The 22,369-nt window shown below is 49.1% G+C and carries 20 protein-coding genes; 1 reads left to right on the forward strand and 19 read right to left on the reverse strand.

What is annotated here, in order from left to right; genetic code table 11:
- Positions 1-11: 11 nt before the first annotated feature.
- From D9T21_RS17805 to D9T21_RS17855, 11 genes are all read right to left on the reverse strand, one after another.
- Complete coding sequence (locus D9T21_RS17805) at positions 12-2,183, reverse strand: flagellar hook-length control protein FliK (RefSeq protein ID WP_123326546.1); 2,172 nt, start codon at positions 2,181-2,183, stop codon at positions 12-14.
- 109 nt (positions 2,184-2,292) lie between these two features.
- A complete protein-coding gene (fliJ, locus tag D9T21_RS17810) occupies positions 2,293-2,757 on the reverse strand; it encodes a flagellar export protein FliJ (RefSeq protein WP_123326548.1) in 465 nt (154 codons plus the stop codon).
- Positions 2,758-2,762: 5 nt separating this feature from the next.
- Positions 2,763-4,097, reverse strand: coding sequence for a flagellar protein export ATPase FliI (fliI, locus tag D9T21_RS17815; protein ID WP_123326550.1), 1,335 nt, complete (start codon positions 4,095-4,097; stop codon positions 2,763-2,765).
- On the reverse strand, positions 4,087-4,869 hold the full coding sequence (gene fliH / locus D9T21_RS17820) for a flagellar assembly protein FliH (RefSeq protein WP_123326552.1): 783 nt from the start codon (positions 4,867-4,869) through the stop codon (positions 4,087-4,089). Before fliH ends, fliI begins: the two co-directional genes overlap by 11 nt.
- A gap of 11 nt (positions 4,870-4,880) precedes the next feature.
- Positions 4,881-5,921 carry a flagellar motor switch protein FliG gene (gene fliG, locus D9T21_RS17825; protein WP_123326554.1) on the reverse strand — a complete coding sequence of 347 codons (1,041 nt, stop codon included), beginning with the start codon at positions 5,919-5,921 and terminating at the stop codon, positions 4,881-4,883.
- Positions 5,922-5,936: 15 nt separating this feature from the next.
- Positions 5,937-7,625 (reverse strand): flagellar basal-body MS-ring/collar protein FliF, encoded by a 1,689-nt coding sequence (gene fliF, locus D9T21_RS17830; RefSeq protein ID WP_123326556.1) that lies wholly within the window; start codon positions 7,623-7,625, stop codon positions 5,937-5,939.
- A 14-nt stretch (positions 7,626-7,639) separates the two neighbouring features.
- Complete coding sequence (gene fliE, locus D9T21_RS17835) at positions 7,640-7,978, reverse strand: flagellar hook-basal body complex protein FliE (RefSeq protein ID WP_123326558.1); 339 nt, start codon at positions 7,976-7,978, stop codon at positions 7,640-7,642.
- Positions 7,979-8,217: 239 nt separating this feature from the next.
- Positions 8,218-9,564: a sigma-54-dependent transcriptional regulator gene (locus D9T21_RS17840; RefSeq protein ID WP_123326559.1), complete on the reverse strand. Its 1,347-nt coding sequence runs from the start codon at positions 9,562-9,564 to the stop codon at positions 8,218-8,220.
- A gap of 3 nt (positions 9,565-9,567) precedes the next feature.
- Positions 9,568-10,722: a sensor histidine kinase gene (locus D9T21_RS17845; protein ID WP_123326561.1), complete on the reverse strand. Its 1,155-nt coding sequence runs from the start codon at positions 10,720-10,722 to the stop codon at positions 9,568-9,570.
- A 205-nt stretch (positions 10,723-10,927) separates the two neighbouring features.
- Positions 10,928-12,361 (reverse strand): sigma-54 dependent transcriptional regulator, encoded by a 1,434-nt coding sequence (locus D9T21_RS17850; protein ID WP_123326563.1) that lies wholly within the window; start codon positions 12,359-12,361, stop codon positions 10,928-10,930.
- A 323-nt stretch (positions 12,362-12,684) separates the two neighbouring features.
- Positions 12,685-13,491, reverse strand: coding sequence for a flagellin (locus D9T21_RS17855; protein ID WP_123326565.1), 807 nt, complete (start codon positions 13,489-13,491; stop codon positions 12,685-12,687).
- A 152-nt stretch (positions 13,492-13,643) separates the two neighbouring features.
- Here D9T21_RS17855 and D9T21_RS17860 point away from each other — a divergent pair, with 152 nt between their 5' ends.
- The gene (locus D9T21_RS17860; RefSeq protein WP_123326568.1) at positions 13,644-14,099 is read left to right on the forward strand and encodes an adenylyltransferase/cytidyltransferase family protein; all 456 of its coding nucleotides are present in this window, start codon (positions 13,644-13,646) and stop codon (positions 14,097-14,099) included.
- Here D9T21_RS17860 and D9T21_RS17865 read toward each other — a convergent pair.
- The 8 genes from D9T21_RS17865 to D9T21_RS17900 all read right to left on the reverse strand — a co-directional run bounded on the left by D9T21_RS17865 (position 14,094) and on the right by D9T21_RS17900 (position 22,368).
- Positions 14,094-15,221 carry a DegT/DnrJ/EryC1/StrS family aminotransferase gene (locus D9T21_RS17865; RefSeq protein WP_123326570.1) on the reverse strand — a complete coding sequence of 376 codons (1,128 nt, stop codon included), beginning with the start codon at positions 15,219-15,221 and terminating at the stop codon, positions 14,094-14,096. The genes D9T21_RS17860 and D9T21_RS17865 overlap by 6 nt on opposite strands.
- The gene (locus tag D9T21_RS17870; RefSeq protein ID WP_123326572.1) at positions 15,221-15,805 is read right to left on the reverse strand and encodes an acyltransferase; all 585 of its coding nucleotides are present in this window, start codon (positions 15,803-15,805) and stop codon (positions 15,221-15,223) included. The genes D9T21_RS17865 and D9T21_RS17870 overlap by 1 nt, the downstream gene beginning before the upstream one ends.
- A complete protein-coding gene (locus D9T21_RS17875; RefSeq protein ID WP_206427297.1) occupies positions 15,798-16,754 on the reverse strand; it encodes a Gfo/Idh/MocA family oxidoreductase in 957 nt (318 codons plus the stop codon). The genes D9T21_RS17870 and D9T21_RS17875 overlap by 8 nt, the downstream gene beginning before the upstream one ends.
- A 24-nt stretch (positions 16,755-16,778) precedes the next feature.
- Positions 16,779-18,038: a Vi polysaccharide biosynthesis UDP-N-acetylglucosamine C-6 dehydrogenase TviB gene (gene tviB / locus D9T21_RS17880; protein WP_123326575.1), complete on the reverse strand. Its 1,260-nt coding sequence runs from the start codon at positions 18,036-18,038 to the stop codon at positions 16,779-16,781.
- Between the two features lie 8 nt (positions 18,039-18,046).
- Positions 18,047-19,009 (reverse strand): class I SAM-dependent methyltransferase, encoded by a 963-nt coding sequence (locus D9T21_RS17885; protein ID WP_206427298.1) that lies wholly within the window; start codon positions 19,007-19,009, stop codon positions 18,047-18,049.
- A 219-nt stretch (positions 19,010-19,228) separates the two neighbouring features.
- Positions 19,229-20,473 carry a class I SAM-dependent methyltransferase gene (locus D9T21_RS17890; RefSeq protein ID WP_123326579.1) on the reverse strand — a complete coding sequence of 415 codons (1,245 nt, stop codon included), beginning with the start codon at positions 20,471-20,473 and terminating at the stop codon, positions 19,229-19,231.
- Positions 20,474-20,679: 206 nt separating this feature from the next.
- Positions 20,680-21,270, reverse strand: coding sequence for an acyltransferase (locus D9T21_RS17895; protein WP_164464745.1), 591 nt, complete (start codon positions 21,268-21,270; stop codon positions 20,680-20,682).
- Positions 21,271-21,312: 42 nt separating this feature from the next.
- Positions 21,313-22,368 (reverse strand): hypothetical protein, encoded by a 1,056-nt coding sequence (locus D9T21_RS17900; protein WP_123326583.1) that lies wholly within the window; start codon positions 22,366-22,368, stop codon positions 21,313-21,315.
- Position 22,369 lies beyond the last annotated feature (1 nt).

A 22,369-nucleotide genomic window follows, 5' to 3' on the forward strand; every position in this document is an offset into this window, starting at 1 on the left:
CTATGTTTTCATTAAACATAGTCGTCAATCAGGCCGTTTGCAGGTCGGACAACGTGAGTTTCCTGACTTTTTGTCTCGTCTTCAGCCGATTCGCCGAAGCCGCCCTGCTGATCGGCAAATTCTCCATCACCGGCTTCACCACTGTTTTGTTGACTCACAAAGGACTCGCCTAAATCCAGCCCCTGTTCTGAGAACATGTCGCGTAACCGCGGCATAGCTTCGTTCAGTGCTTCTTTAGCCTGCTGGGATTGCACTACAAAACTTACCGAAGCGCTGTCGCCTGACACGTTCAGGCGGATCTGCATGCTGCCCATTTCCGGTGGATCAAGACGGATTTCAGCCATCGATTGACGACCATTTACCATCCAGCGGATCTTCTCGGCAATTTGTTGCTGGCCCTGGGTTTGCTGGACATTGACCGGCTTATCGAAAACGGATTGCTGTTGCATGGATTTAAGGGTATCACCGTGCTGCTGGCGGGTTTCATGAACCAGCACATCCCGGGCTACGGTGATCAGCTCACCTAACTGTTGTTCCTGTCCCTGACTCATGCCTGCCATAGAAGCAAGCTGGGTAAGTTGCTGAACATCCTGCATGACCGGCAACACTATATTCTGCCCATTTTCCGGGGCCACATCCTGCACGGTTTGCTGCACCAGCGCGGCGAGATCAATAGCCGGTTGATGACCCTGCTTTAACTGCGCGCGCATTTCTTCAAGGCCGGTAGTTAACTGGCTGCGCATCTGGCTTAACTGGGTATCGGTGAGTGCCGGGTTGGCTTTACTGGCACTATCGGTCATCACCAGTGCCAGTTCCTGTAAAGTCTTATCGTTACTTTCGCTAAGTATCGATGTCAGCGCATCGAGGTCGGTTACTTTAACGGGCGCTTTGTCGGCATTAACGGTAGTCTCTGTTTTCGCTGTCTCTGCATTTTGCTGAGCCTGGCGCATAAGGCTTACCAGCAATGCAGCCTGATTGCTTAACGCTTCGTCTGTTGACTCTGCCACTTCAATAGGTTCTTCGGCCAGTTGCACGTTGGCCGCTGCTAGTTCAGGTAATAACTCCTGTTCACCGTCCTCGGCGGCTGGTTTGGTATCATTTTTTGCGTTCTGACGCTCACCGGGTAATCCCTGCAACAATGCCATGGCCAGAGCTAACAGGTTTTCTTCAGACAGTTGCGCATCTTCAGCGGCTTTATCTGCTGACTCTGCCGTCATGTTCTCTACAGCCGCTAGTAAAGCATTATCAGAGGTAGATACGCTATTTTCGGTTCCCGCTTCTTCACTTGCTGCACCGGCTTTGACCTGCTTCACCAATGCCAACAGATCGGAGAGTACCTGTTCAGCACCTCGCATTTGTTGCAGTGGTGAGGCCTGAATATCCCCTGGCAACTCACCTGGCAACAGACTATTCAGCCAGTCCTGCAATTTGGTTAGCACGTCCCCTTCTATAGGTTTGCCCATATCGGTTGGGAACATACTGATAATATCTTCGCTACTAAGCGGTTCATTAGGAGTTGCCGTTTTGTCTCCGGCCGGAGTTAACTTATCCTGCAGAGCACGTACCGCATCTACCAGAGCAAGATAATCCGGTTCGCCATCAGCCGTGGGATTAGCATTGCCGCCCAGCAACGTAGCAATATCGGCAATATCCTCCTCAGCAGCGGCAATGTTGTCGATGCGCTCCTGAGCTGTCTGAGCGGCAGAAACCTGACGCTCGTTAGTCTCTAACTGCTCTTCAGCGCCGCCGGGCATTTTACCTGATGTCGCTTTTGCGTCGCTTTCTGAATCACCGGCAAGTTTGTCTGTTGTACTGGCTTGATCGCCAGTTGACTCTCCGCTCTCTGTTTTTGCTGTACTGTTGGTGTCAGAGGCTTCTTTCTTGCTCTGCTGAGCTGACGACCTGGCCGCTAGTTCCTCATTCTCTGACGCTGACTTACTCTCTTCAGCGGCTTTGCTTTTTGCCTCAGCAGCTTGTTCGTCGCCACGCTGGCGATTAAGTACCTCGGCAAAGCTATCTTTTGCCGGCACACTTCTGCCTGACTTTGCTGCTGCCGACTGATCAGGGCTGACAGGTAATACAGACTCACTGGTTTGAGCCGGATCACGTTTGGCAGCACTTTCCGGCAATGTCTCCGGGAAGGCGGCAATTTGTGATCGTTGCGTGGCAAGCTGTTGCATCATAACCGAGTCCTCAATACCTAACTGCTTGAATTTGATGTGTTGTTACATCAGTATTTGTCGCTTCAGTAAAGATTTTGCAAAGAGTGCGCCACTTTTATCAATGGCGGGTTCAGGAGATAGAGCGGCGTAGCAGACGCTGGGTAGCCAGCTCATCCATCATCTGTTGATCGATACGGTTGTCGATAATCTGCAGGCTCTGGTCTTTCTTTTCGATGAGCTTCTCAACAGCCTGACGACGGCGCTGCTGGGCCAGCCACTGGGTGCGACGCTGGTCGGCCGCCATTTTACACTGGGCAATAACGTGTCCCTGCTGCTCACAGGCTTTATCCAGCTTGGCTACAAAGGACAAACGCTGTTGATAGTGATGCGCTTTTACGCCACCACTGCCCTCCTGCTGGAGTTGCCGCACATAATCCATGCGGTACTGTTGCAGGCTGGTGAGTTTGGTACGCTGTTGCTGATGATAATCCTGAGCCAGACGAAAGGCATTTAAGGCTTTGTTTTCTTTTTCCAGCTCCATCCGTAAAACGGTGGCTAGCTGCTCAATAGAACGGGTAACATCGTTACGGGCCATCGCTATTAGCCTTTACCTAAGCCGCCAGCCAGCTTACTCATGGCTTCCAGGCTTTCGTCGTAAGCGGTCACCTGTTTCATGCCTTGTTGCAGTAACGCTTTAATGGCGGGTTCGGCATTAATGGCTAAATCAACCCGGGCATCGGTGCCTCGTGTATAAGCCCCAAGGGTAATCAGATCGCGGTTTTGCTGATAGGTGGAATAAACCTGGCGAATACGACGAGCCTGGAACAGATGTTCTTCACTCACAACCTGCGGCATAACCCGACTGATAGAGGCCTCTATGTCGATGGCGGGGTAATGGCCGCTTTCCGCCAGCGAGCGTGACAGTACAATATGACCGTCAAGAATTGCACGGGCGGAGTCAGCAATCGGATCCTGCAAATCATCACCTTCTGTCAGGACAGTATAAAAAGCCGTGATCGAGCCCTGATTTTCGCTGCCATTACCGGCGCGCTCTACCAGTGCCGGCAGGCGGGCAAATACCGAAGGCGGGTAGCCTTTGGTGGCCGGCGGCTCGCCTACTGCCAGCGCAATTTCACGCTGAGCCATGGCATAACGGGTTAACGAATCGATAAGTAACAGGACATTCATACCCTGATCGCGAAAGTATTCGGCAATGGTAACGGCAGTTTCGCAGCCCTTTAACCGCATCAGTGGCGAAGTATCGGCAGGTGCTGCAACGACAACCGCGCGCTGGCGTTCTTCTTCAGTGAGGATATCGTGGATAAATTCTTTTACCTCACGACCCCGTTCACCCACCAGACCAACAACCACCACATCGGCTTTGGCACCGCGGGTCATCATACCGAGCAGCACACTTTTACCCACACCACTGCCGGCAAATAACCCCATACGCTGTCCTACCCCTACGGTAGTGATAGCATTGATCGCACGTACGCCCACATCCATAGGTTCGGCGATAGTTCGCCGGGCCAGCGGATTAATTGGCGGTTTGGTGGTCGGCACCCGTTCAGTGGACTCAATAGGGCCAAGCCCGTCAAGCGGCAGGCCGTTGCCGTCCACCACTCTGCCAAGCATTCCTAACCCCACGGATAACCCGCTGTCCCGGTTGAGCGGTAACACTCGTGAGCCGGGTACGATACCGCGCACCGCTTCGGTAGGCATTAAGTAGGTAATGTGATCGCCAAAGCCAACCACCTCTGCTTCGATTTCGCCGTCGATGGTTTGCACCATACACTGGCTACCGACGGGTAATTGACAACCTACCGCCTCAAGCGTGAGGCCAATGCCGCGGATAAGCTTACCGGCGGCAACAATGGGTGGCGACGGCACCTGTTTCTGTAATTGTTGCAGATGGGATACCAGGCTAACTGTCATCAGATAAGCCCTGCTCTAACAGGAATTTATCGAGCACATTGCGACTGCGCCGTTCAATGGAAAGGTCTACAGCGTTATGCTGGGTAACAATATCGCAACCGCCGCGTTCCATGCCTGGGGTATCAATGAGTGTCCAGCCGCGTTCTTTGATGGTTTCTTCGCCAAAATGAGACTGTACCAGCTGAATATCTTCAGGATGCAGATGAATACTGTAGTGGTTTTCTTCCACCGGCAGCGCTTTAAGCCCTTCGCTCAGTGCCTGCAGAATAATGTCTTCATTGGTTCTGACTTCCGTGCGAACTACCGAGCGTGCCAGAGCGACGGCCAGTTTCACCACTTCTTTGCGAACCTGTTCATCCACTTTGGTTAACGGCTCATGAAGCTGAGTGACCAGCGATTCCCACAATTCGGTTTGCTGGCTGATTTGTGCCTGGCCCTGCTCCAGTCCCTGAGCCAGCCCGGCCTCTTGACCACTGGCCAAGCCCTCTTCATGCCCCTGCGACTGGCCCTCGGCTTTACCTTCTTCAAAACCGGTTTGTTTGCCTTCGTTATAGCCTTCTTCATAAGCGGCCTGACGAATGGCTTCTATTTCCTCGGCAGTGGGCGGTTTAATTTCTTCCTGTTCTTCCGGCGGTTCATACTTCCAGTCACTGCGACGATTCAGCGCGTTGGTTTTGCTCTCTTGCGTAGCCTCCGGCTGCTCAACATGTGGCAAATCCCAGCCTTTGGCGTCTTCGAGCTCTTCAACCGTGAATGATTTATAGGATTTCATAGCTTATCCTGTTAGAGGAACTCTTCGCCGCCACCGCCGCCAAGCATAATTTCACCGGCATCCGCCAGGCGTCGGGCCACCGACAGAATTTCTTTCTGTGCAGTTTCCACTTCGCTGATCCGCACCGGCCCCATGGCCTCAAGATCGTCAGTGAGCATTTCTGCTGCACGTTTCGACATATTGTTGGTGATCTTGTTCTTGAGTTCTTCATCTGCGCCTTTAATGGCTTTAAGCAGCGAGTCTTGTTGCACCTCGCGCAGAATAGCCTGAATACCACGATCGTCCACATCCACCAGGTTGTCGAAGACAAACATCAGATCCTGTATTTGCTGACTGAGTTCTTCGTCCTGTTCGCGAATTGCATCCATCAACTGACCTTCGATATTGGTATCCAGGTAGTTCATAATGTCGGCAGCAGACTTCAGGCCGCCCATTTTGGCTGCCTGAGTACCGGCCTGACCGGCAAACTGTTTCTCCATGATCTCGTTGAGTTCCTGCAATGCGGCTGGCTGAACTTCTTCGAGGTTGGCTACCCGCATCAACAAGTCCAGTCGAACTTTTTCCGGGAACTGCGACAAGATTTCGGCAGATTGTTCCGGCTCCAGGTAAGACAATACAATGGTCTGGATCTGCGGGTGTTCGTTGCGAATAATACTTGCCACCTGCTTGGAATCCATCCACTTGAGGGAGTCCAGACCTTTGGCGCCGGAGCCCATCAGGATCTGATCAATCAGGTTGGCGGCTTTGTCTTCACCCAACGCGGCAGTTAATGCGCGTTTCACAAAGTCCTGACTCTGGAAACCAATGGTTGAGTAATTCTGAATTTCTTCAATAAAGTGTTTATGCACAGAGGTTATTTTTGCCTGTGTCATATCATCGATACGGGCCATGGCCGCACCGAGCTTTTGTACCTGTTTTGGCTCCAGATGTTTAAGGATCTGGGCAGCATCTTCTTCCGACAGGCTCAGTAGCAGGATCGCGGCTTTCTCAACGCCTTCGAGCTTACTTACGTCGTAAGTTTGTTCTTCTTGTGTGGCCAGTTCTTCTGCCATTTTACGACCCCTTAATTACTCATCCTGCAACAGCCAGCCCTTCACTACCTGGGCAGATAGTTCAGGTTCATTGGCCACCAGTGCACGCACCGCTTTTAACACATCTTCATCTTTATGCAGATCCGGCAACATTAACGAACCATCCGGTGCAAAACCTACCTGACCGGCATCAAACTCGCTGGATAGCATGTTAATGGTATCATCACCCAGATCCAATCCTTCATCAGCATCGAACTCATCGCTGCCCTGGCTATCTGCCGGGTTAATCAGTTTTGACAACATCGGTCTGATGACGGCAAAGATCAGCGTGATAACAACCAGTCCACCCATTACCCACTTAAGTATAGGCATAAAGAAAGGTTGTTCCCAAAGTGGTAACTCTTCCATATCACCAGCGTCGATGCGGCTGAACGGCATGCTGACCACTTCGAGGCTATCACCACGGGTAACATCGAAGCCAATGCCGCCCTGCAGTAATCGGCGAATGCTCAGCAACTCTTCCTGGCTGCGGGCTTCGCTGGTCACCGTGCCGTCTTCAGCCGTGCTTTGTTGATAGTCCACCGCCACTGACACACTCAGGCGGCGGATCACGCCGGTTTGTTGCTTGGTATGGCTAATGGTGGTGTCCAGCTCATAGTTGCGGGTCGATTCTTTGGTGGTTCTGCCGGGGACCGGCGCAACCTGACCATTGCCGATGGCGTTTTCAGGGATATTCGAGTCCAGCGGTGGCTGGTTGCTGATAGCGCCGGGAATACCAGCAGCCACTGAGCCTACTGAATTTTCCTCTACTACCATTTCACTGCGTACGGCGGGTAAATCCGGGTTATACCGGCGCTGGGTTTGTTCCACCGCGGTAAAGTCCATACTGACATCCACCTGCGCGGTATAGTTACCAATGCCCAGCACTGGGATCAAAATGGCATCAATCTTTTCCTGGTACTCGCTCTCCCGCTGACGCTCGATTTCATATTCTTTACGCGCTCTGGCACTCACTGAGTTTTGCGAACCAGAGTTAAGTAACCGGCCGTTGCTGTCGGTGACGGTGACTCGCTCAGGCTCCATGCCCTGCACTGCTGAGGCAACAATATCGACTACCGCGTCTACTTCTTCGCCGGTGATCGCCGCGCCACGGGTTGCGGTGATAACCACAGTAGCACTGGCTTTCTTCTCGCGACGGGCGAATACATTTTCTTTGGGTAATGCCAGTAGTACCCGGGCCTTCTTGATGCTGGCCATGTCTTCAATCGTGGCCGCCACCTGCATTTCCCGGGCGTGTTTAAGGCGTTCCATTTCCACCCGTTGCGATACACCAAAGCCCATATCCTGCATGATGATGTCGCTGCCAGCCTGTTCGGCCTGCGCCAGACCTTCGCGGCTCATACCCAGCTTTATTTTTTGATATTCGTCGACCCGGACGTGCACGATGTTGCCTTCCAGCTGATATTCAATCTGGTTAGCATCAAGGTAATCGAGGGTTTCGATAAGCTCTTCGGTGTCCATTTTAGCCAGCGGACGGAAATCCGGCTCCTGGATAAACAACACCACAAAGATGGCGATAGCCACGCTGATTACCAACACAACAACCAGTGTCATCTGGCGCACCATATCGGTACTGCCAATGGTGTCCATAAAGCCGGATTTTTGCTCGTTATCGGAATCCGCCCCGTCAGAGACGGCCAGATTTGTTCCCGTTGCTTCAGCCACAGTCAGTTACTCCACTACACCGGCATGTTCATGATTTGCTTGTACGCTTCAAGCACTTTGTTGCGCACCTGCACGGTGGCTTCAAACGCAATGCCCGACTTCTCTTTGGCCAGCATTACTTCTGCCAGGCTGAGGGATTTGTCGCCCATTTCGAAACGTTGAGTCATTTCTTTGGATTCGAGCTGCATACTGTTTACCTTCTCAACAGCATTGCCCAGCATCGCGGCAAAATCGCTTTTCGAAGTATTTAACTCCGTATTGATATCAAGATTTTGCTGTGGATTAACGTCCAGACGAGTCTGCGCGATCATAGCCTGCATTTCCTGATACAAACTGTTGGCTTTAACGTCCATAACGGCTCCTGGTGTGTGTTAATTGCCTGTCCGGTGGTGCCGGATTTATGGCTTTAGTTGTACTTACCAGGATCTACAGCAAGGACCAGACCAACTTTTATTATTATTTAATATCAGAAGCTTACGTATTTATGCCAATTTTATGACGGCAATTAAACGCAGGGCTAGAAGCAAAAAGAGAAGAATAGCAAACAGGGCGCCAGAATAAGCGCCCTGCAGGTAGATGGGGAGATGTATTATCAGGCCGGTACTTCGATACCCTGCTCGCGCATGCGCGCCAGTTTATAGCGCAGCGTACGCGGGCTGATACCGAGCTTTTCAGCCACGTCCTTGCGTTTTCCTTTGCAGGACGCCAGGGTATCCAGAATAATCTGGTGCTCCTGATGACGCAGCTCCGAACCCAGTCGGCTGTCATCCTCTTCATAGTCTGCTTCGCTGGCTGGCGCGAAAGACTGCCCGCTCATGGGTTCGATCATCAGATCGCTGGCGTCAATCAGCTCTGATTCACATAAGATAAGCGCCCGCTGGCAAACATTTTCCAGTTCACGGACATTGCCGGGCCAGCTGTGTTGTAACAGCTTGCTGCGGGCTGACGCACTCAGCTTAAACTGCCCTAACCCTTGCTGCGCCGCATGGCGATTAATCAGGTGTTCGGCGAGCGGAATAATATCCCCTGTCCGTTGCGCTAATGGCAACCAGGTAATTGGGAATACATTTAACCGGTAATATAAATCTTCCCGAAACTCACCTCTGGCCACGGCTTCTTTTAAATCGCGGTTACTTGTAGCAATCACCCTTACGTCCAGTTCTATGGTTTTGCGTGCGCCGAGACGCTCCACTTCTTTTTCCTGTAACACACGTAGTAACTTCGCTTGTAGCGCCAGGTCCATCTCGGTGATTTCATCAAGCAGTAAAGTGCCGCCCTGAGCTTGCTCAAACTTACCCGGACAAGCCTGTACGGCACCGGTAAAGGCCCCCTTTTCATAACCAAACAAGGTGGCTTCCAGCATATTTTCTGGAATGGCCGCACAGTTAATCGCCACAAAAGGTGACTGACTGCGCTGGGAGTTGTCATGGATATAGCGGGATAAAACTTCTTTACCCGAACCACTTGGTCCCAACACCATCACGGTTGCCTCTGAACGAGCTACCTTGCGTGCCAGTTGGAGTAATTCCAGGCTGCTGCTATCGCCAACAATGGGTTGTCGGGACTCAACTTTTTGCGCCGGTGCATAACGACCAACCAGATTCAGCAACACCTCGGGCGCAAAGGGCTTCGACAAATAATCCGTCGCGCCATCGCGCATAGCACTTACCGCGTCATCCACCGTGGCGTAAGCTGTCATCAGCAGTACCGGCAAATTGGCATCTTTGCTCTTAATTGCTTTTAATAGCGCCAGGCCATTCATTTCGCCCATCTGAATATCACTTACCACGATATCCACCGACTGTTTACTGAGCAGCATAATCGCCTGCTCTGCTGAATCGGCGGCGACCACCTGATAATCAGCCAGTAACAGCGTATCTACCAGCGCTTCGCGCAGGCCTGCATCATCCTCGACGATCAGTACGGTTGTTTTTGGCATGGGTTATTCCTCTGGTTGAGTGTCAGCAATTACCATGTCACTGGTAAATGCCCGGGGTAACATAATGGAAAAACAGGCGCCTTCATCGGTCAGATTTTCCACATTAATGCGGCCCTGATGTGCTTTAACCACCGATTGCACTACGGCCAGACCAAGGCCGGTGCCGTGCGTTTTGGTGGTGTAAAAGGGTTCGAAAATTTTATCTTTCAGGGCGTCAGAAATACCAGGGCCCTGGTCGCTGATGTTGATACACAACCAGCGGTTAAGTACGCTGAACTGCACGGTAACGTCGCTACCCTTCGGACTAATCTGGCTCGCATTCTGGATCAGGTTAAGTAAAGCGCCCTGCAAGGCGGTAAGATTACCGGTGATCGACGCATTAATATGCTGACCTTTAAAGATCACAATCTGATCCTGGCCCTGGGTGATGGTTTGCGCTGTAGGCGCAATTGCCTCATACAGTTCTTGTACTGAGATATCATTAACTACCTGTTGCTCTCCGCTTTTGGCAAACAGCAACATGTCATTGACCTGACTCTCCAGCTCCTTGAGTCTGTCCTGCAGTTTATGGGCAAACTGAACGCCGGATTCCGGCTGCAGATTCTTGCGGGTCAGAGTGGCCGCATACAGCATTGCCGCCGACAGTGGCGTACGAATTTGATGGGCCAGTGAGGCAACCATTTTGCCCAGTGAGGACAAGCGTTGCAGATGACTCAGACGCGCCTGTAACTGGCGGGTTTCCGTGAGGTCAGTAAGTACGATAAGTTGCCCTGGCTCATTCACCAGTGGCGTAATAGACAGTTTCACCCGGCGCCCATCGAACAACGACACTTCGTGACCATCGTCAGCGCGCGGTTTAAAGGAGCGGGCAATAATGGTTCGCCACAGTTCACCCTCGAGCGGCTCGCCCAATAGTAGAGAGGCCTGCTCATTGGCTTGCCTGACATACCCTTTGCCATCCAGCACGATAACCCCGGCGGGCATAACCTGTAACAGGTGGTTAAGACGGGACGCTTGTTGTCGTAAGGAGTCGAGTTCCTGCTGCTGTGATTCAGCAGTTTCGCGTACCAGCGATAAATCGGCCGCGGCCTGATGGCTTTTCACCGGCTTTATCGATACTTCTTCTACGGTATTGGCAACACGACTATTTAATGCCATACATTCCTCGTCAATTTGCAGACACTTGTTGGACTGCTAAGGATTTTGCATTAGTCGTGCCAGAAATTTAGCTATTAAATTTCAATAAGATAAGTTATTTATAGCGAAGTTTTCGCTGTCAATATAATGACAAATGGAGGTTATCGGCGTTTAACTACAGAAATAGAGCTAACCGAATAGTTAGCTCCAACTCTGCTCAGGCGTGCTAGTCACGCTGAATATTGTACTTGCGCATCTTCTCCACCAGGGTGGTTCGGCGCATTCCCAGCTTATCGGCAGCCCGGGCGACAACCCACTCCTGCTGGTCGAGCGCTTGCTGGATAAGATTAATTTCCAGCTCCGAAAGATATTCTTTAAGATTTACCCCTTCATCCGGTAAATATCCGTTAATAGCCGGTTCAGGCTCCGGTGTATCATCATCATACCCGGCAGATTCGGCGAAAAGTTCATTGAAGGCATCCCGCTCGAGCACTTCTTCGGGGTAATCCGGCTCGAAGCGCTCCATATCGCCATACTGGTATTTCTGCGGCAGATCCTGCACATCGACAATCTGACCAGGATAGAGGATCATCAGTCGTTCCACCAGATTAGACAACTCGCGGACATTGCCCGACCAGGGGTGCTCCATCAGCGAACTGATAGCGCGCTCGGTAAATTTAACCGGGTCGACACCATCTCCCTGAATGCGGCTAATCAACTCCTGCAACAGTAACGGGATATCCTCACGCCGTTCACGCAGAGCCGGACTGTCGATAGGAAACACATTCAAACGGTAATATAAATCTTCGCGGAACTTATCATCGGCTATCATTTTTTCCAGATCGCGATGGGTGGCGGCGATAATTCGCACGTCACACTGTATGGGCCGGTTACCACCGACTCTTTCAAACATTCTTTCCTGCAGTACGCGCAGTAATTTCACCTGCATCTGCAGCGGCATATCGCCGATTTCATCGAGAAACAATGTCCCGCCTTCGGCCAGCTCAAAACGGCCTTTACGGGCACTGATAGCACCGGTAAAAGCGCCTTTTTCGTGACCAAACAATTCACTTTCCAGCAACTCACCGGGAATAGCGCCGCAGTTTACCGGGATAAACGGGCCGTCTTTACGTTCTGACAGGAAATGCACATTACGCGCGACAACTTCTTTACCGGTTCCAGACTCGCCCAAAATAAGCACGGTAGCTTCAGTGGGGGCAACCTGTTCTACCAGGCGACGAACACCCTGAATTTGTTCGCTTTTACCCACCAGGCTGCGGAATAACCGGGTTTTGGTGGGGACCGCGCCGTTGCGTACCGGGTGGCTGCGAATATATTCCTGACAGCGGTGAATCGCCTGCGTCAGTGCCGGGTAAGTAATCGGCAGCGTAATATGCCCCACCAAATTGCCAACGTTAAGGCCTGGCTGGTCGACCATATTGATTGCTACGAACGGATGCTGAGGATAACTTTTGATTAACGCCAGGGCATCGTTGCCGGTTTCTACATCGATGATCACCGCCACGGGTGATTTGTTTTCGAGCAACGATTGCGCTTCAGACAGCGAAAGTGAAACACACGGCTCCCCTAAAAATGTCAGGATCGTGTGCAGATTTTGTTTTAATGCATTGTTATCACTAACAAGCAATATATCCTTCATTCAGTCCCCAAACACTATTGTTATATTTACTAGTTTATACCAAACCACGGTTTTGTGTGTGCGACTGTCAAAAATCGGACACAATTTTTACTTTCATCAACATTTCAACCTTCCCGATTGGTAAACATTAGATGATTTGGCAGCAATACAGCCTGGCGGCCGAAACCAAGGATTGATAATACCGATTTGCACAGATGAGCATGCAATCTGGTATAGAGCGCTTTGGCAATTGTAGCGGTAACAATGTGAATCGCAATGAAAAAAGCGGATTATTGGCAATAAAAAAGGCAGGGAAACCTGCCTTTGTTCTAAAATTGCTCGATTTAATTATTCAGCAAACTCAGAACCTGCCCCTGCTGCTGATTGGCCTGCGCCTGAACCGTCAGTGCCGCCTGATTCTGCACGTCATTGGCGGCCTGCTGAGAGCTGGCCTGGGCATAATCCGTATCCTGAATACGACTGCGTGCCGCGGCCTGATTCACATTGGTTTCGGTAAGATTACGCGCAGTGGACGCAAACTGATTCTGTACCGCGCCTAACTCGCCTCGGACACCGCCTACTGTTTCAATAGCGGCGTCTGCTGCGGCCAGTGAATCTTCCAGTGACTGCGAAGTTATGTCTACTGACAGAACGTCTGACAACTCGCTGCCAATATCACGGGTGCCCACACTAATCTGCTGACCCGCCTGACTGCCTACCTGAAAATCAATGGAACCACTGTCAGACAACAGGGGCTTACCCGCGAACTCGGTTTGTTCAATGGTCTGGGAAATATTTTGCTGTAACTGGGATATCTCAGACTGAATCGCCTGACGATCGGCATCGTTGAGAATCCCGCTGCCTGATTGCAGCGTTAACTCGCGAATACGATTCACATCGTTATTGATGCCTTCCAGCCCGCTCTCTGCAACTTGTGCGAGTGAGATGCCATCGTAAGCATTGTTTACGGCCTGACGGCCGCCTTCAACTTCAGACGTTAAGCGGTCGATAATTTGCTGTGCAGCAGCGCCGTCGGCAGCACTGTTGATTTGCTTGCCGGAAGCGAGCTTCTCAGACAGTTTATCCTGCCGTTGCTGGATTTGCTCCAGTAACGACTGCGGCTTCTCTGTGCTTGAATTAAAATTAATCATACCTTTCTCCTCTGATTGAAGTTTAGCATTTGTACAAACATTCGCCAACCTAAAGCATCGTCTGATAGCGCCGATAATGTATGAAGATAGATACCCATGTATACTCTCAAAACAATTGAAGCGGCCCAATAAATTTAAGGAGTCCAGCCAACATGAAAACCGTTGTTACCTATGGCACTTTTGACCTGTTTCATGTTGGCCATGTCAGATTACTTAAACGCCTGAAATCGCTGGGAGACAAACTGGTGGTTGGGTTATCTACTGACGAATTTAATCTGGTTAAGGGTAAAAAAACCATCATCCCCTACGCCGATCGCCGGGAAGTCCTGTTGGCCTGCCAATACGTAGATGATGTGTTTGAGGAAAATACCTGGGAACAAAAACGTGAGGACTTAATCAGGGAGCAGGCTACTATTTTCGCCATGGGAGATGACTGGGCGGGTAAATTCGACGATTTACAGGATATTGTAGAAGTGCTCTACCTGCCTCGCACCCAGGACATTTCCACTACCGAACTCAAAACAGTCATTAATCAGATTCACGATGAAAAACTGCGGGAAATTCGTAATGTTGCTTCTCACCTAAATGCGCTAATTGATAAGTTATAGCGACGTATTTTGTAGCGTAAGAATCACCCTCTCTACCTCATCGTCTGCCAGGTAAGGATGCATAGGCAAGCTAAAACAACACGCCGCTAACGACTCTGCTACCGGTAAATCTGTTAACGTTGGCGCTGCGCCTCTGAAAGCCGATTGCTGGTGCATACAGGTGGCATAATATACCGCGGTAGGAATGTGTTGATGCTGTAAACTTTGTTGCAGTATGCTGCGACTGACTGACTGTGCCTGCAGCGTGTATTGCGCCCAGCTGCTTGTAACGTCCGCGGGGCACAAAGGGGTGACAACCGAAGGGCAACTTTCCAGTCCCTCGCTGTAGAGCCTCGCAACATATTGACGCCGCTCTAGCTCCGCCGGGAAAAGTGCCAGCTTCTCGAGTAAAACTGCCGCTTGCAACGTATCCAGCCGGCTGTTCATGCCGATTCTGACGTTATCGTATTTATCCGCTCCCTTACCGTGTACACGCAGCGATTTTACTAATGCGGCATAATCATCATTATTTGTGAACACGGCACCACCATCACCATAACAGCCTAGTGGTTTGGCAGGGAAAAAGCTGGTCGTGGCGATGTCGCCAAAACTGCCGGCTCGCTTACCCTGACGTTCGCCGCCAACCCCCTGAGCCGCATCTTCAATCACCAGCAGATTGTGCGCTGATGCTATGGACTGAATATGTTCATAAGCTGCCGGCTGACCAAACAAATCAACCGCCATGATGGCTTTTAGCTTTAATGAAGAGCTGGCTTCCACCTGGCGGATTGTGGTGGCGAGTTTTTCGCAATCCAGATTGAAGGTACGCGGGTCAACATCGGCAAACACCGGTGTCGAGCCAACAAAAGCCACAGCTTCTGCTGAAGCAAAAAAAGTAAAGGTAGGCACTATCACTGCATCGCCAGGGCCGATTCCCATGGCCATCAGTGCCAGTTGCAGCGCGTCAGTGCCATTGGCACAGGTGATGGCATGCTTTACGCCAACATAATGTGCTAACTGCTCTTCCAATTCGCTTACTTCAGGCCCCATAATGTACTGACCATGCTCAAGCACGGCGGCGATCCGTTTATCAATGCGATTTTTAGCAAACTCGTACTGAGCTTTAAGATCGATAAACTGCATTAGCTGTTTACCTTGCTGACCTGGCCGCCGGATAAACGATAAGTCACCTGCTGATGAGGACACACTGTCTTAGCATCACCAGACAAAGGCAAATCGAGGCGTTCGCCAAACTCACTCATCCAGCCGATTTGCCTGGCCGGTACGCCTACCATGAGTGCATAATCAGGCACATCACTCTGAATCACCGCACCGGCACCAACAAAAGCGTAACGGCCAATGGTAACACCACAGACAATAGTGCAGTTTGCTCCCAACGTAGCTCCGGTTTTTACCAGCGTATCGCGATATTCATCTTTTCGGGTAATGGCACTGCGCGGATTGTACACATTAGTAAAAACCATACTAGGGCCACAGAAGACGTCGTCCTCCAGGGTAACATTATCGTAAACCGAAACGTTGTTCTGAATTTTGCAATTATCACCGATGACAACCCGGTTACCCACAAACACATTTTGACCCAATGAGCAGCTTCGGCCAATTTTGGCTCCGCTACAAACGTGGACAAAGTGCCAAATCCGCGAACCGGCACCTATTTGTGCTCCGTCATCAACAATGGCAGAGGCGTGGATTGTGATATCAGCCATTCATAGCTTCCACGAAAGGATGTGCCAGCGACGTATTAGAAGTGTTTTCCCTGGTGCGAATATCTGCCACGATATTGATACTGTTACGTGCCTCTTCCAACCCGAAGCCTGCGCCATCAATGATCTGCCGATAGCTTTCAGTATGCAAATCGGTGAAACCATCGGAAAACTCTACTTCCTCTTTTCCCACGGTGATGGAGCGATAGGTGCGCTGTCCGGCAACCTTCACCGCTTCGGGAATATAATCGTAGTTCACCGATAAGAACCACCTTACCCTGGCGTGTTTTAGAAACAAAAACCCCGACGCCGTATCTACCTGATTTACATGCACCAGCGACTCATTCACCGCGCCGAAGATCCACGCCAGCATATCGAAAAAATGCACGCCAATATTAGAAGCAATCCCGCCTGATTTGGCGGTTTCGCCTTTCCATGAGCGGAAGTACCAGTTCCCCCTGCTGGTGAGATAAGTCAGATCGACTTCAAACACTTTATCAGGATTTGCCTGTAACTCCGCGGCCACTTTTCTTTTTAGTTCAATCAGGCTCGGGTGCAGACGCAGTTGCAAGATGGTATTGACCTTTTTGCCTGTGTCTTTTTCTATGGTTGCCAGCGCATCAATGTTTTTAGGGTTCAATACCAGCGGTTTTTCACAAATAGCATCCGCGCCACTGCGCAAAGCAAATCGAATGTGAGAGTCATGCAGGTAATTGGGCGAGGCGATACTGACATAGTTCACCTGATTGCCTTCACGCCGGCGCAGATCGATATGACGGTCAAAACGCTCAAATTCAGTAAAGAAATCAGCCTGGGGGAAATAGCGGTCAATAATGCCGACTGAGTCGTTTTTATCCAGCGCAGCCACCAGGTTATTGCCGGTTTCGCTGATAGCTTTCATATGACGTGGCGCGATATAACCAGCCGCCCCGATTAATGCAAAATTAAGCATCAAAGACATTCTCTTTTCGTTTTGCTACAACCGCAAATCAGATTCGGCGGCAGGCAACATATGTTTTAAGTCATAAATAACAGATTTGGATTTTACGAACTGTTTGATATTACCAACGATTTCCCGACAATTATCATGTCCTACTGCAAGCACTACCGCATCATAGCTTGCTGGTTGCGGGTGCTCGACCAGCGAAATACCAAATTCGGCTTCAGTATCGGCGTTACTCACCCAGGGGTCGAACACGTCTACATTGACATCAAAGTCTTTGAGTTCCCGAATGATGTCGATAACTTTTGAATTACGGATGTCCGGGCAATTTTCCTTAAACGCCATCCCCAGCACCAGTACCCGCGAACCGTTAACTTTAATGTCGGTGTTAATCATCTTTTTGATCAACTGAGTTACCACATAATGGGCCATATTGTCATTTAAGCGGCGTCCGGCCAGGATCATTTCAGGGTTGTAGCCTATCGCTTTGGCTTTGTAGGTAAGATAATAAGGGTCCACTCCGATACAGTGCCCCCCTACCAGCCCGGGTCTGAATGGCAGAAAGTTCCACTTTGTACCGGCCGCTTTTAATACCTCTTCGGTATCTATGCCCATTTTATTAAAAATGATCGCCAGTTCGTTTATCAGCGCAATGTTAACATCACGCTGGGTGTTTTCGATAACTTTTGCTGCTTCAGCGACTTTGATAGAACTGGCCCGGTATGTCCCCGCAGTAATTATCGAAGCATACAAGGCATCAATTTCCTCTGCTACCTCGGGTGTAGAGCCTGATGTCACTTTAAGGATATCCGCTAGACGATGTTGCTTATCACCCGGGTTAATCCTTTCCGGACTGTAACCCACATAAAAGTCCTGATTGAACACCAACCCGGACAGCGCCTCAAGTCTGGGCACGCAAACCTCTTCAGTGGCGCCCGGGTAAACGGTCGATTCAAAAATAACAATATCGCCGTATTTAAGCACGCTACCCAGGGTGGTACAGGCGCTTAGCAAGGGTGAGAAGTCTGGCTTTTTGTGATTATCAACCGGTGTTGGTACGGTGACAATATAAATGCTGGCCTCTGACAGGTCGTTAAGTGAGGTAGAAAAAGTCAGCCCACTGGCCTGTTGAAGCTCAGCGAAGCTCACCTCGTTGGTGCGGTCTTTACCGTCCTGTAATTCATGAATACGTTGTTGGGAAACGTCAAAACCAATCACCTCCCGAGTTTTACCAAACTCGACAGCAAGAGGAAGCCCGACATATCCCAAACCAATAATTCCTAACTTCTTCATTATTAACCCTAGGCGTTTGGGAGTAAATTAGCAACGCCCGAATAGCAAGCTTCTTCCTCATGAAGAAAATCCAGATCAAAGCCGGCATTGGCTAACATATCAATGAATTCAGATTTGCTGTAACGGTACGCATTGGATGGTGAGTACCAATCGAAATTGGTTGAGTTTGAGATTTCTTCGCCCAATTCAGGGTTCCAAAAACACTTAATAAAATTCCAGTAAATGAAGCGCTGCAAATCCTGCTTGCCGCCCTTGATACCCAGCACCGGGATATCAGGAAAGTCCAGCTCAATATGCAACTCTGAAAGTTTGCGGCCCAACTCAGTTAGTTGTACAGAAAACTCGAGCTTTTCCTGGTAACTCAGTTCTTTTGTTTTTTCTCGGAAATGCGTATCGAGCAACTCTCTGGGTAACGCCTTTTTACGATAAACATAAACCGCCAGCTTGCCTGCCGGATTAAGAATGCGATTAAATTCTGCCAGCGTATTCTCTGGTACCTCCGTGTGTTGCAGTACCTGATCGCAACTCACGTAATCTATTACGTTGTCCTTCAGTCCGGTATCAGCAATGTCTCCACGGACGAACAAAAGATTTTCATGAGTCTGAAAATATTCACTTGAAATGTATACACTTTCTGAAAAATCCATACCGATTACAGTTGCATGAGGCGCCAACTCGGCAAACCAGGCAGCCTTGTATCCAAGACCGCAACCAGCATCCAATATCACCTGTTTATCTGTTAAAAAACTTTTCAAGTTCGCTTCCGTTTTAAACCCATAAAGCTCTAGATACCAACGCTTTTGCATCGCCCAGGCTTTTTTCTTCTCTTCTATTTCATCAACCATTTTCCATTGCAGGCTATAAGACTCATTATTCTGAGATTGATTTTCGTGTTCGCTGCTATCAGTGACAATAATCAGATTGGATTTGAGATGCTGGACTTCGTTACTAAACAGATGAGAAATGTTCATTACCATACACTAAAAATGGGTATTTAAAGGTTTATCGGTCACAATTGATAAACCTTAACAATTGCGCCCGAATATTTCATTCTATGATAATTATGATAGTTTTAACGCAAGTTTTCAGACATTTCTGCGGAACTGCGTATTTCTGAGGTAGTCTCAGGGAAAAACTTTAATCACAACCCTATTCTCACAACCGCTAAAGGTGAATAGTTTATAGCCGTATCATGAAACGTTTTTCACAATTATGGATTTCAGGAAGTCGCTTTGAACAAACTTTGAAACCTGCTTTTTGTTGGAACGACAAAACGCCAAGCCAAAAAACGCTACTACCAGTAGCAAGGCGCGATAAATAAAGCGGGCTTTGGTTTTACACCAGGCAAAGAGACGATAATATGGCCGCGCTTGTTTCGCTGCAGTTGGGGTGCTTTGAGGTGTTTCAGTCTCGTCGACAACGGGTATAAAGTTAGCGATACCGTTATTAACCCTAAATGTCGTAGCACCATCTTGTGAACAATAGCCATCATCCACCCTCACAACTGCTTCACTGCTACCGGGCATTGTATAAGCCACCTCGTTCACTACCTCATCACTTTGTGGCTTCTTAACTATATATTTAACCTGGTCACACAGCATAAAAGCAAGTCTGGCATTATTCTCAATACCTGATACAAAATGTGCCAGTCTTGCCAGACGCAAAGGCCCAAGTAAATGCTGGAAAACGGGTAAGGACTTATATAGTGCGCCATCCCAAAAATACTGAGTGAGCGTTAGGTTAGCGTCTTCACAATAGTGCTTAAATTCCGCCAGACTTGGCGCTTCATCTTTATAATTGCCAGGCCTTGTGCGGTACTTCTTAAGAAATGGCAGGCATTTAGTTACAATGACCATCATAGATTCGTATTTGTCATTATTTAGAGCATAAGACTCTTCGTTTTCTGTGGTTATGACAGCCAAACCACCGGGTTTCAAGACTCGCTGCACCTCCTGCATCATGACGTCTGGTTTTGCTACGTGTTCAATGACCTCACGCGAGATAATACGGTCAAAGCAAGCGTCGGGAAAAGGCAATAGTTCAGCCACGGCCTGAGCAAACTGGCTGGGTGATTTGCTGGCAATTGCTCTGGCGATCATTTCATAGGAAATATCAATACTCCATAATTGCGTATTCGGGTATAAATGCTTAATATTTTTTTCATCTGAACCGCCACCACAGCCTAAGATCAGTATTTTTTGGCCATCTTCCAGTGCAGCATTGTCATAGATATGCGAAGAGAAGCGACGATACATATAATTGTAATATTCATCGGCATTAACACCGCGTTGCCAATCCAGCTTATATACGTCCTCTAAAGGAAAACGTAAACCATTATCACCGGCAATTTGCTTTGCATATAACTGCTCAAAGCCTTCAGCATGGTTTTTAAAATTGACATTCAAATTTGATGGCATTGCAGCATTCGACGGCATTCCTGGCTCTCCAGTTAATGGGCAATAAGTTGGGCTGGCTATTATCAGCACCAATGCAATAGTGCACTAATAAACAAAGTGTTCGGTTATACGGTTTCAATAACTTTATCGTCATAACCGCAAATTCCTTGAATATTGGCGCCCAATATATGAAAGCAACCTATCTTCAGTATTACTAAGGCTGCTTTAAGTGCTATCCGTTTTAGCTACTTGGAACTATCCTTCTCATCAGAGAAGTAATGGAGTTCAACGTCACCCTCAGTATCAATAACGACGGTACCGATACGCTTTGCCGGCACCCCGCCGACGATACTGTTATCGGGAAAAGACTTCGTCACCACGCTATTCGCTGCAACCAAGCAGTGCTTACCTAAGCGGACGCCTTTTGTGATGACGCAACCGGTTGCTACAAAACAAAAATCTCCGATAGATGTCGCTGCATATTCGTACTCAGCCTTTCCGCCAGACAGTGCCCATCGTACAGAATCATGTGTAAGAATATGACAAGCAGCTGATATTGAACAATTCTTCCCAATAGTCAGGCCGACCTCTCCACCATCAAGTGAACAAAAGGGGCCTATCCAGGTGTTCAGGCCGATATCGACGTTACCGTGTAGCGTCGTAGAATCGTAGATAGTTACGTTGCGATCTTCGCCACACCATAACCTGCCTTTTTCTTTCCAGCACACCACGTTTTCCATCAGCGGATTCATCCGTCTGAAGCGACTCATACTTTCTTGCTGAGTTTGTTGATAAAACTGCTTAAACAATTTTGGCTCATAACCGGAATCAGACACCGACTTACTCCTGTTCATAATCTATAACGCAGTGCTTCTGCGCTATGCAGGAAAATCCATTGCTGGACTACTTGTTAAAGCTTCTACTTCAGCGTCCCGTCGACTCATACCTGCTAAACGGTTACGAGTCATTCTTTCTCCGACTTTTAACCCTCCAGCGAATAGAGTAACTACGGGCAAAAACCCTAATCGATAGAGTTGATAACTCATAAAACCACCAGGGGCAATCCGCTTAGGAGAATAAGCAATGTTGCATTTTTCCAGAGCCTGGACATCAATACCGCCCGAGATCACCCCGAGTTTGATGTGAGGATTTATCGCTTGTACCGTCTCAAAACTTAAGAATCCGTGCTTTCCTAATATTTCTGTATGAAGTTGTTGTTCAGCTAGGATAATAAATGAATATTCATGGCCGTGCTGCTCAAAATGAGTAGTCAGTTCTGCATATGAATGCTCGCACTCTTGCGTGCAGCCAATGCGAGTAACGGGTATGCCAACCTTTGACATATACGCTTTCATTGGCCCTGCAAATATATCCGGGCTGCCGAGTAACAACACTTTGCCACAATCGTAACCCAGTTCAAATATTAGCTTTAGTGCTAGCAGGCCGTTAAAAGGCAGCATGTCCACAGGTGGCTCATGTTCATTAGTTCCAAGTGTAGCAATATCGTAATCGCGACAAGCCTGAAGATCAAAATCAACCTCTCTCACTTCCCAGGTTTCCCACATTAAAGGCAAAGATGCCGTGGGCTTAAGTTGTTTAATCAAATCATTGTCAATAGGTCTTACAAAATTACTATTTGTGACAATATCCGACTTTCTGAGCCTACGATGGTCTCGAAAATTGAAGATTTCAAACTTCTTAGCAAAGCCTAGTTTCTCTGCAAGCTCTAAATTGCTTTGCTTGACCTGCTCAAAGCTGGCATAACTACTGTCTGTTGATTGCGCGTAAACTCTCTCTGCACCAGCCATAAGAGCTACAAAAGGATTAAATAGATATGCCCCTGATGCGGCTTCGGTGTATACCGTCAGCCCTGACAGATCTAAATTTAAAGTGTCTATCAGTGATTTTATCTGTGACTTTTGGAGTTCGTTCATG

The organism is Marisediminitalea oceani, from assembly GCF_003731635.1.
In the GTDB taxonomy this organism is placed as follows: domain Bacteria; phylum Pseudomonadota; class Gammaproteobacteria; order Enterobacterales; family Alteromonadaceae; genus Alteromonas; species Alteromonas oceani.